The following is a 9,747-nucleotide window of genomic DNA, read 5'->3' on the forward strand; positions in this document are numbered from 1 at the left end:
TGGGCGGTGGCACCGAGGACACCCCAACGCAGAGGCTTCACCCCGATGACATTAACCGGTTAACCGGATCGGGCGGCGGTCAGCCCGCGGTCCGGTCAGCCGCAGCCGCCCGCGTGCCCCTCGTCGGACGACCGCCCCACGCCCACCGCGGTGGACGTCGCGGGCAGCGCACCGGCCGGCGCGAGCTTCGACCGCACGTGCGCGACGAAGTCGGGCAGCCGGTCCACGCCCCAGAAGCGGGTGAACCGGTGCACGAAGAACGGCACGCCGAACGCGCCGTCCTTGCAGACGTCCACCAGCAGCTCGACGCCGCGCGCCCTCAGTCCGGGGTCCTCGCTCGCGCCCGCCACCTCGTCCGGGTCCAGCCCCAGCTCGACGCCGATCGACGCGACGGTGTCGCGGGAACAGATGTCGCGCCCCTGCTCCCACCGCGCCCGGTAGGCCGCCGCGACGTACTCGGCGCCCAACCCCTCGCGCAGCGCCACCAGGTACGCCAGGTGCGGGATCTCCCACACCGGCTCCCGGTCCACCGGCCACTTCAGCTCCAGCCCGCGGGCCGCGGCCAGCCTGGCGACGTCCTGGAGGATGTAGAAGTGCTTCGCGCGGGACATCGCCGCGTACGGGAACTGCTCGCCGCGCTCCGCCAGCGCCCGCTCGTTGCGCTCGTCGGGCTCCCAGAACGGCGCCCACTCGATCGCGCCCGCCACGTCCGGGTACTCGCGCAGCAGGTCGTGGTAGGCCAGCCAGGAGTACGGGCTGCGCAGGGAGAAGTAGAACCTGGGCTCGCGCGCCACCTCAGACCACCAGCCCGCCGTCAACGCCGAGCACCTGGCCCGTGACGTAGGAGGCCTGGTCCGACACCAGGAACGACACCAGGTCGGCCACCTCCTCCGGCCGGCCGAAGCGCCCCAGCGGGATCTGCGGCGCGAGGCGGGCGGCGAAGTCCTCGCCCAGGCCCGCGACCATGTCGGTCTCGATGAACCCCGGCGCCACCGCGTTGACCCGGATGCCGTACTTGCCGACCTCCTTGGCCAACGCCTTGCTGAACCCGATGATGCCCGCCTTGGACGCCGAGTAGTTCGTCTGCGTCGCGTGGCCGTGCACGCCGGCCACCGACGACATGGTCACCACCGCGCCGGCCTTGCGCTTCATCATCGCGAACACCGCGGCCTTCGCCACGTGGAACGTGCCGTCGAGGTTGACCCGCAGCACCCGCTGCCAGTCCTCCTCCTTCATCAGCACCAACGGGTTGTCGCGCACGATCCCGGCGCACGACACGACCGCGTGCAGCGGTCCGAGCGCGCGTTCGGCGTCCTTGACGAACCGGTCCACCTCGCGCTTCACGGCCACGTCCACCTGGGCGGCGAACACGGCCGCGCCCGCCGCGACGGCCTCCTTCTCCACCACCTCCGCGGCGGCCGCGTTCGACTGGTAGCAGAACGCCACGTCGAACCCGTCCCGCGCGAGCCGGGCCACCACCTGGTGGCCGATGCCCCGCGACCCGCCGGTCACCAGCGCCACGCGCCTCATGCCAGTTCCTCCGCCCTGCGCCGTGCCATCGTGAACGAGCCGACCTCCAGCACCTTGCGCCCGCCGACCAGGCTGTGACCCGCGAGGATCGCCGCGTCGGCCACCTCCCGGACCAGGCGGACGTGGTGCTCGACCACGTCGCCGGGCAGCACGTCGCCGTGCACGACGACGTCCCGGATGCCGCTGATCAGCTCGACCTTGTCCGCCCGCACGTCCGGGTTCGGGTGGTCCCACCGGGTCAGCAGCACCGCGGACTGCGCCCACGACTCCACCAGCAGCCCCAGCGGGTAGGCGTCCTCGACGTCGGGGTCGGCGTAGCACGGCTCCCGCCCGCTGACCGCCTTGAGCGTCACGATGCTGCTGCCGGGGTCCACTTCGGACACCCGGTCGACCAGCAGGACCGGGAACCGGTGCGGGATGACCCGCCGGATGCCGGCGAGCCCGACACCCGCCGACCGGCCGTCCGGTCCGCGAGCGGTCGTCCCGGGCGCGGCAGCCTCGGGCGCGGTCACGACGCCACCAGCCGCAGCTTGAACTCCGCCACCGGACCCGCGCCGGTGGACACCTTCGCCGTGCACAGCACGTGGTCCTCCTCCGCCGTCAGCACCGCGTCGACGGTCAGCGTGTCGCCGGGGAACACCGGCCGCAGGAACCGCGCCCGGTCCAGCGCGGTGACCCGGTAGCCGGTCAGCGCCGCCCGCACGTGGTCGAGCACGAACAGCCCCGGCATGATCGGGAAACCCGGGTAGTGCCCGGCGAACACGGGGTCCGCCGGGTCGACGAACACGGTCGTCACGGCAGGTCCAGCACGACGCAGCCGACCGTGCCGTCACGTTCGACGCCGGTCACCAGCGCGGTGCCCGAGCGGCCGGACGCGATGGCCGCCGCGAGCTGGAAGCTCGCCACCGCCGCCGACGTGTCCCCGACCAGCGGCACGCACCGCAGCCACTCGGGCGTGCGGCCCAGCGCCTGCTCCACGGCGGCTTCCTCGGCTCCGTCGGTGGACACCAGCACCACCTCGGCCGGGTCCACCGCGGCCTCGGCCAGCGCGGTGCGCACGCACTCGCGCAACGCCTCCGCCGCGCCGCCGGGCTCGAAGAACCCGCGGAACCTCGTCGCCACGACCCGGGCCAGCACCGGCCGTCCCGAGCGGGTCGACTCGCGTTCCAGCAGCACCACCGCGCCGCCCTCGCCCAGGGGACCGGCCGCGCCCTCGCTGCCGCGCCACTCCAGCCACGCCCGCTGCTCGGAGTACTCCTCGGCCGCGCCGACCAGCACCCGGTCCGCGTGCCCGCCGCGCAGCAGCCGCGCCGCGTAGCTCAACGCCAGCAACCCGGTCAGGGCACCGCCCGCGATGGTCGTGTTGGGCCCCTTGATCCGGTGCCAGATGGCGCTCTGCCCGGCGGCCCGGTTCATCACCGTGTTCGGGAACAGCGCCGGGTCGACGTGGTAGGGCTTGCCGCCGGTGAGGCCGTCGCGGGTGAAGTCCATGATGGACTGCACGCTGCCCGAACCGGTGCCCAGCACCACGCCCACCCGCTCGGGCCGTTCCAGCAGCTCCGGGCCGCACTCCTCCAGCAGCCTGCCGACCGTGCTGACCGCCAGGGCGGTGACCCGGTCCATGGTGCGGGTGCCCTTGCGCCCGAGCACGCCCGCCGCGCTGAAGTCCGGCACCAGCGCCGCCTGCTCGAACGGGCCGCCGGGCGCCGGGGCGAGCGCCGGGACGCCCGCCCGCAGACCACCGGTGAACGCCTCGGAGCCCATGCCGAACGGAGACACCGCCGACCACGCCGAGATGACCAGCCCGTCCGCGGAGGACCCGGGCACCACGGGAGCCGTCACGACACGCCCCGACCGCTCAGGGACCCCGCCTTGCCGGTGATCGCGCCGAGGAGGCGGTCGTCGAAGTCGACCAGGCTCCAGTCCTTGCGGTTCTCGATCACGGCCCAGCCGTGCGTGATGCGACCGGTCGCGGTGGGCACCAGCTCGCCGTCGCGCAGCACGTAGCAGTCCATCCGGGCGGTGAAGGTGAACCGCTTGAAGACGCGCTCCACGGTGAACACCGTGTAGAGGGTCTCCTCCATGTTCGCCTCACCGAGGAACGTGATCCGCGAGTGCGGCACGACCGGGATCCAGTTCTGCTCGTCCAGCAGCGTCTTGATCGACGCGCCGCGCTCCTCGACGAACAGGTCCAGGATCTCCTCCATCTGGCGCAGGTAGCCCGACATCTGCACGCGCTCGGTGAAGTGGCAGTAGAAGTAGGGGATCCGCCACGCCCAGGCGAACGCGTTCTTGCCGGCCGTGAGCAAGTCCAGCGGGTCCGCGTCACCGACCGCGACGGGCTCGACCGCGCCGACCTTGTCCAGCACGACCCGCTCGGGCACGTCGATCCGGTCCACCACGTGCGGCAGCAGCTCGGCGGGGGCGGGCTCGGCGTCGAACCCGTGCGGGTCGAGCCGGAACGACACCGACACCTTGGACTTGACCGCCTTCACGGTCCTGCCCTCGCGCTGCACGGTGAGCTCCACCAGCAGCTTCAGCGGCCCGTCGCCGTCGACCCGCTCGACCGTCGCCTGCGCGAGGTCGTCGATGTGGAACGCGGTGAGGATCTTGGTGTCGAGGTCGGTGATGTCGGTGCACAGCCCGAACCGCTCGTAGAGCGCACCGGCCGGGAACCCGCTCTGCCGCAGGTGGTCGAGCACCGCTTCCTCGACCATGTAGTTGACGTGCTTGAAGCCGATCCAGGTGCAGATGTTCGAGCCCTCGTAGCGGGGCCGCAGCGAGACGGTCGTGGTGGTCACGTCAGCTCCAAATGCTCGTCGAAGAAGTCGCGGACCAGGGCCGCGAGGCGGTCGGGCTGTTCGATCATCGGGAAGTGGCCGCACCCGTCCAGCAGCTCGGACCGGCCGCGGGGCAGGGCCTTGGCCAGGGCGCGGCCGTCGTCGGGTCGTGCGGCGATGTCGTCCACGCCGCTCACCACGAGCACCGGCGCGTCGATCCCGGACAGGTCCAGGAACGGGGTGCGCAGGTAGGTCTCGAACCACCGCGTCCAGCCGTACGGGCCGACCTGGTCGCGCAGCGCCCTGGCCAGCCACTCGCGGCGGGCCTGCGGGTAGCGCGCGGTCTCCCCGACGCGCAGCGCCTCGGTGAACGTGCGGTGGAAGTCGTTGAGGTAGTAGGAGATCGTGGACCAGTCGAAGTCGGCGGGCTCCGGCCGGTAGAACGGGCACACCAGCACCGTCGGCCGGGGCGGCACGCGGCCGTCGGCGTAGCACTCCAGCAGCAGGTTCGCGCCGAACGAGTGCGCCACCACGACCTCGTGGCCGATCGACACGGCGTCCACCACGAGCCGGCCGGGGTCGGGGTGGTGGCTCCACGCCGGGTCGGCCATGCCGTGCCAGGGCAGCTCGGGCGCCTCGGCGGTGAAGCGGGGCGGCAGGTCCAGCGCCTGCCACACCTCCGCCTTGCCCGCCAGGCCGTGCAGGAACAGCGCGCGGACCTCCCGGACGGCCGCCGCGCCCCGGTCGGGCACCATCACACCGCGTCCCGGTACCGGCCCAGGATCAGCACCGAGTTGTTGCCCGCGAACGCCAGCGCGTTGTTCTGCACCACGTCCAACGTCGCCGGCCGCGCCTGGTTGGGCACGCAGTCCAGCCCCACCTCGGGGTCGGTCTCGGTGTGGTTGATGGTGGGCGGGATGAAGCCCTCGGTGATCGCCAGGGCGCACGCCGCCGACGCCAGCGCCGAGGCCGCGCCCATCGAGTGACCGAGCATCGACTTGATCGACACGGTGGGCGGCGGCGCGTCGAACACCTGCCGGATCGCGCCGGACTCGGTGACGTCGTTGGCCTTGGTGCCGGTGCCGTGCGCGGAGATGAAGTCGACGTCCTCGGGCTTGACGCCCGCGTTGCGGTGCGCCAGCTCGATGCACCGCGCCAGGCTGTCCCGGTCCGGCGCGACGGGGTGGTTGGCGTCGCAGTTGAGGCCGTAGCCCAGCACCTCGGCGTAGATCCGGGCGCCGCGGGCCCGCGCGGACTCCAGCGACTCCAGGACGAGGATGCCGCCGCCCTCACCGGTGATGATGCCCTTGCGGTCCTTGTCGAACGGCGCGCACACCTCCGGCGCGATGGTGCCCAGCCGGTAGAAGCCGGTGAACGTCTTGCGGCACACCGCGTCCGCGCCGCCGACCAGCGCGACGTCCAGCTCGCCCTCGCGGATGGCGTCGAAGCCGTTGCCGATGGCGTAGTTGCCGGCCGCGCACGCGGTGGGGATGGTCACCGCCTCCACGTCGGTCAGCGCCAGCTCGCGCACGATGCTCGACGACAGCCGCCCGGCCGTGGAGCGGCGCGCGACGACGGGGTCCCACGACCCGGGGCCGTGCTCGATCTGCTGGGCGACGAGGTTGTCCAGGTCGCGCGACTCGGCGTCGGTGGTGCCCACGGACACCAGCGAGCGCCTGCCGCGCAGCTCGTCCAGCGTCATGCCCGCGTCCGCGACGGCCATCCGCGCCGCGGCGGCGGAGAACTGCCCGGCCCGGCCGAGCTCGTCGGGGTCCACGCGCTCCAGCCACGCAGCCGGGTCGAAGTCGGTGACCTCGGCGCCGTTGGCGTGGCTGAAGCCGGTGGTGTCGAACGAGGTGATGGGCTTGATCCCGCTGCGGCCCTCGCGCAGGCCCGCCAGGAACTCGGTGACGCCGATGCCGATGCTGGTGACCACGCCAAGACCCGTGATCACCACCCGGCGAGGCGGCCCTCCGTCGTGCATCGTGTCCTCCAAGTCCGGTGCCGGACCGTTCGACGGGTGGCGGTTACCGGGCGGCCTGTGCTTCGGCGACGACCGCGATGACGCCTTCGAGGTTGACCATCCGGGTCAGCTCGGCCTGGTCGATCTCCACGTCGAAGGTGCGCTCCAACGCGGACAGGATCTCGATGGCGCCGAGCGAGTCGGCGTCGTGGTCCTCCTTGAAAAGGCTCGTGCCGGTCATCTCCTCGGGGTCGATCTCGAGGATTTCCGACACGATCTCCTTGATCTTCGCCTGGCCGTCCGCGTCGATCTGCACCGAACTGGTCACTGGACACCTCCGAGAACACGGGTTTGTGCGCTGCCGGTTCCCAGAATGCTTTTCGCGGCTATATCCGGCCTATGCGGCGGGCTATACGCCGGTCGGGCCGCGGTCCGGTGGCGCTACACCGCGACCCGGCGCGGCGAGGCCAGCACGGGGTCCGCGGTGAGGATCGCCAGGTGCACCTCGCGCAGCAGCGAACCGGGGTCGATGCCCAGTTCGTCGGCCAGCATCCGACGGCCCTCCTCGTAGAGCACGAGCGCGTCGGCCTGCCGGTCGCAGCGGTAGAACGTGGTCATGAGCTGGGCGCGGAACCGTTCCTGCAACGGGTACTGGTGCACGAGCTTGGTCAGCTCGGGCAGGAGCTGGGCGTGTCTGCCCAGCGCCAGGTCCGCTTCGATGCGGCTCTCCAGCGCGGCGATGCGCGCCTCCTCCAGGCGCGGCGCCTCGGCGTCGGCCAGGTGCTCGGACACCCCCGTCAACGCCGGGCCGCGCCACAGCCGCAACGCCGAGCGCAACGACCGGGCGGCATCCTCGTACCTGGCCGCGGCGAGCGCCGACTGGCCTTGCGCCGCGTGCTCCTCGAATTCCTTCAGGTCGAACGCGCACTCGGTGAGCCGCAATTCGTAACCGCGCGAACGGCGGGTGATGCCGACCTCCCGGCGGAGCGTTTTGCGCAGTCGGGAGACGTAGGTGTAGATCTGCGCGTTGAACGTGGCGGGTGGGTGGTCGCCCCACAGGAAATCGCTCATCTGGGTGTCGGAGACGGCGCCGTTGTCGGCGAGCAGCAGTGCGGTGAGCACAGTGCGCGGTTTCGACCCGTCCAGCGGCACCTCCCGCCCGTCGTGGTGCACCTCGACCGGCCCCAAGACCCGGAACTCCAGCACTTCGCCTCCTACAGCAGTACCTGGTCGTGGACGAGGATCGCCTGGTAGAGCCGACGCATCGCGCGGCCGGGCTCCAACCCGAGCTCGCTCGCCAGACGCCTGCGGGTGTGGTGGAAGACGTCCAGCGCCTCCGTCTGCCTGCCGTTGCGGTACAGCGCGACCATCAGCTGCTCGCTGAACCGCTCCCGCTCCGGGTACTCCGCCGCGAGCTGCTTGAGCTCCGACACGACGCCGCGGTCCTCGCCGTTGGCGAGCTTGGCGGCGATGAGGTCCTCGCGGGCGCTGAGCCTGCGCTCGTCGAGCCGGGCGGCCTCGATGCGGAACCGCAGCCCGTCGCTGACGTCGAACAGCGCCGGGCCGTGCCACAGCCGCAGCGCACGCTCCAGCAGGTCGATGGCTTCGTCGGGGCGTTGCAGCACGAGGGCCGAACCGCGGTCGGCCAGCTCGCGGAACAGGTGCGCGTCGACCGCCTCGGCCGGCAGGTCGAGCACGTAGCCGCTGCTCACCGTGCGGACCAGGCAGTCACCCGGCACGTCCCCGAACTGCTCCAGCAGTTTGCGCAGCCGCTCCACATTCGCCTGGAGCGCGTTGCGGGCGTTTCCCATCTGTTTACCCGACCACAATTCCTCGACCAACTGGTCGAACGGAACGGGGGTGCCCGGTGAAAGCGCCAGCAGCGCGAGCAGGGTGCGCACCTGACGAGCGGCGACACCCATCCGACGATCCCCACGTGCGAGGGCGACAGCACCGAGAATCTGCACCTGCATGGTCACGACCCCCAGTCTCTAGACGACGCAGAGCGCGCAGTAGCCGGCCCGTGTACCCAAAAATCGCCCAGCTAAAGCGTTGACATGTTGCCCAGCCCGGCTCGATGGGGGGAAATATCATTTGGACCACTCGGGAGGTGCCGTCGCGGTATGCCGCCGAACGGGCCAGCGCCGGGCTCCGACCGCTGTTGCCGTCGCCGGCGAACTTGCCCGGCCGACGGCGGTCGCTACGGTGGGTCACGTCGACCCGGCCGGCGCGGGTGATCAGGAGTGTCGCGCACGCCGCCCGCACCGCGCCTCGTGGGGTGGGCCCGCTCGTAGGCGTCCAGCACGATGGCGGAGATCCGGCCGCGGTCGCAGATCCGGTACCCGTGCTCACGCGCCCACTCCCGCACGGTCCTCGCCACGTGTCCGTCGAAGCCGCGCGCCCGCACCGGCGGAGCACCGGGAACCCGGCGTGCGGCGCGCACGAACCGGTCCAGCGCGGCACGCAGGCGGGCGGCGTTCGCGGCGCCGAGGCGGATCTCGAACCACACGCCGTCGAGGCCGAACGAGACCGGCCGGACGTCGCGCCCGGGGTGCCCGTCCAGGTCGTCCACCGCCACGCGCACGACTCCCCCGTGGGTCGAGAGCTCACGCTCGGTATCGAACTGGCGGCACGGTACCGGTGAGCCGACCACGACGGGGATGTCGATCGTGAAGTATAGGAGCGGTATAGCGGACGCCCGCAATCTTGCCTTCGGGGCGAATTCGGCGCCCTCGTCGGGGAAGGCCGGACCACCGGGTCCACCGCTCCCGTCGCCGGTGCCCGCCGGACGTCGACGACAAATGCCACCGCGCCGCGGCCGTGGGCGGTCGTCCGCAATTCTTCGGCCTGGGCGGCGTGCCGACACCGGCCGTTCAGCGGCGATTCACCACGAATGCGCCGCGGTCAACTGTTGACGCTGCACGTGGGGGGTCGAAGATGTGCACGCGGGACGTCGACGGCACGTTCGACGACCGTGACGGCGTCGGCCTCGCCCGCTACCACGACCGGTCCGACGGGGTGCCGCACCACCGCGCGCACGACATCCCCGCACGCGCGCCCCCGCGTGATGCGGACCCCCTCACCGAGCGGTTCAGGGGCGATCAGCGAGACTTGACGGCATGAACGACGAGCCCGACGACCGGACCAGCTTCGCCGACCTCGGGTTGCGCCCCGAACTGCTCCGGGCGCTGTCCGGCCTCGGCTACGAGGAGCCCACCCCCATCCAGCGCGAGGCGATCCCGCCGTTGGCGCAAGGCCGCGACCTGCTCGGGCAGGCCGCCACCGGCACCGGCAAGACGGCCGCGTTCGCGCTGCCCGTGCTGGAGCGCATGGCCGGTGGCGAGCGGACCCGGCGGGAGCCGTTCGCGCTCGTGCTGGTGCCCACGCGGGAACTGGCGGTGCAGGTCTCCGAAGCGGTGCACCGGTACGGCCGGGAGCTGGGCGCGCGGGTGGTGCCGATCTACGGCGGCCAGC

General features: G+C 72.1%; 13 protein-coding genes. 1 reads left to right on the forward strand and 12 read right to left on the reverse strand.

Annotated elements, in window-relative coordinates:
• Nucleotides 1–95 precede the first annotated feature (95 nt).
• The 12 genes from AB0G02_RS20920 to AB0G02_RS20975 form a co-directional block, all read right to left on the reverse strand.
• Nucleotides 96–794 carry a DsbA family protein gene (locus AB0G02_RS20920; RefSeq protein WP_360796930.1) on the reverse strand — a complete coding sequence of 233 codons (699 nt, stop codon included), beginning with the start codon at nt 792–794 and terminating at the stop codon, nt 96–98.
• A 1-nt stretch (nt 795) separates the two neighbouring features.
• On the reverse strand, nt 796–1,530 hold the full coding sequence (gene fabG, locus AB0G02_RS20925; RefSeq protein ID WP_360796932.1) for a 3-oxoacyl-[acyl-carrier-protein] reductase: 735 nt from the start codon (nt 1,528–1,530) through the stop codon (nt 796–798).
• On the reverse strand, nt 1,527–2,042 hold the full coding sequence (locus AB0G02_RS20930; protein ID WP_360796935.1) for a 3-hydroxyacyl-ACP dehydratase: 516 nt from the start codon (nt 2,040–2,042) through the stop codon (nt 1,527–1,529). Before AB0G02_RS20930 ends, fabG begins: the two co-directional genes overlap by 4 nt.
• Entirely contained in the window at nt 2,039–2,326 is a 288-nt protein-coding gene (locus AB0G02_RS20935) for a hypothetical protein (RefSeq protein WP_360796938.1), read from the reverse strand. The genes AB0G02_RS20930 and AB0G02_RS20935 overlap by 4 nt, the downstream gene beginning before the upstream one ends.
• The gene (locus tag AB0G02_RS20940; RefSeq protein ID WP_360796941.1) at nt 2,323–3,372 is read right to left on the reverse strand and encodes a beta-ketoacyl synthase N-terminal-like domain-containing protein; all 1,050 of its coding nucleotides are present in this window, start codon (nt 3,370–3,372) and stop codon (nt 2,323–2,325) included. Before AB0G02_RS20940 ends, AB0G02_RS20935 begins: the two co-directional genes overlap by 4 nt.
• Complete coding sequence (locus AB0G02_RS20945; protein WP_360796943.1) at nt 3,369–4,331, reverse strand: thioesterase family protein; 963 nt, start codon at nt 4,329–4,331, stop codon at nt 3,369–3,371. The genes AB0G02_RS20940 and AB0G02_RS20945 overlap by 4 nt, the downstream gene beginning before the upstream one ends.
• A complete protein-coding gene (locus tag AB0G02_RS20950; RefSeq protein WP_360796946.1) occupies nt 4,328–5,065 on the reverse strand; it encodes an alpha/beta hydrolase in 738 nt (245 codons plus the stop codon). The genes AB0G02_RS20945 and AB0G02_RS20950 overlap by 4 nt, the downstream gene beginning before the upstream one ends.
• On the reverse strand, nt 5,065–6,294 hold the full coding sequence (locus tag AB0G02_RS20955) for a beta-ketoacyl-[acyl-carrier-protein] synthase family protein (RefSeq protein ID WP_360796949.1): 1,230 nt from the start codon (nt 6,292–6,294) through the stop codon (nt 5,065–5,067). Before AB0G02_RS20955 ends, AB0G02_RS20950 begins: the two co-directional genes overlap by 1 nt.
• Before the next feature lie 43 nt (nt 6,295–6,337).
• Nucleotides 6,338–6,601: an acyl carrier protein gene (locus AB0G02_RS20960; protein ID WP_360796951.1), complete on the reverse strand. Its 264-nt coding sequence runs from the start codon at nt 6,599–6,601 to the stop codon at nt 6,338–6,340.
• A 113-nt stretch (nt 6,602–6,714) separates the two neighbouring features.
• The gene (locus AB0G02_RS20965; RefSeq protein WP_360796952.1) at nt 6,715–7,479 is read right to left on the reverse strand and encodes an AfsR/SARP family transcriptional regulator; all 765 of its coding nucleotides are present in this window, start codon (nt 7,477–7,479) and stop codon (nt 6,715–6,717) included.
• 8 nt (nt 7,480–7,487) lie between these two features.
• Nucleotides 7,488–8,195 (reverse strand): AfsR/SARP family transcriptional regulator, encoded by a 708-nt coding sequence (locus tag AB0G02_RS20970; protein WP_360796954.1) that lies wholly within the window; start codon nt 8,193–8,195, stop codon nt 7,488–7,490.
• Between the two features lie 278 nt (nt 8,196–8,473).
• On the reverse strand, nt 8,474–8,851 hold the full coding sequence (locus tag AB0G02_RS20975; protein WP_360796956.1) for a histone-like nucleoid-structuring protein Lsr2: 378 nt from the start codon (nt 8,849–8,851) through the stop codon (nt 8,474–8,476).
• A gap of 541 nt (nt 8,852–9,392) precedes the next feature.
• Here AB0G02_RS20975 and AB0G02_RS20980 point away from each other — a divergent pair.
• On the forward strand, nt 9,393–9,747 hold a 355-nt coding region (locus AB0G02_RS20980; RefSeq protein ID WP_360796958.1), incomplete at its 3' end, for a DEAD/DEAH box helicase.

It is taken from the genome of Actinosynnema sp. NPDC023658, from assembly GCF_040639995.1.
Lineage (GTDB): Bacteria > Actinomycetota > Actinomycetes > Mycobacteriales > Pseudonocardiaceae > Actinosynnema.

What these genes read in the sequence shown, in the direction of transcription:
- fabG (WP_360796932.1), bottom strand. Translation starts at nt 1,530, where the DNA reads ATGAGGCGCGTGGCGCTGGTGACCGGCGGGTCGCGGGGCATCGGCCAC.
- AB0G02_RS20950 (WP_360796946.1), bottom strand. Translation starts at nt 5,065, where the DNA reads ATGGTGCCCGACCGGGGCGCGGCGGCCGTCCGGGAGGTCCGCGCGCTG.
- AB0G02_RS20955 (WP_360796949.1), bottom strand. Translation starts at nt 6,294, where the DNA reads ATGCACGACGGAGGGCCGCCTCGCCGGGTGGTGATCACGGGTCTTGGC.
- AB0G02_RS20970 (WP_360796954.1), bottom strand. Translation starts at nt 8,195, where the DNA reads ATGGGTGTCGCCGCTCGTCAGGTGCGCACCCTGCTCGCGCTGCTGGCG.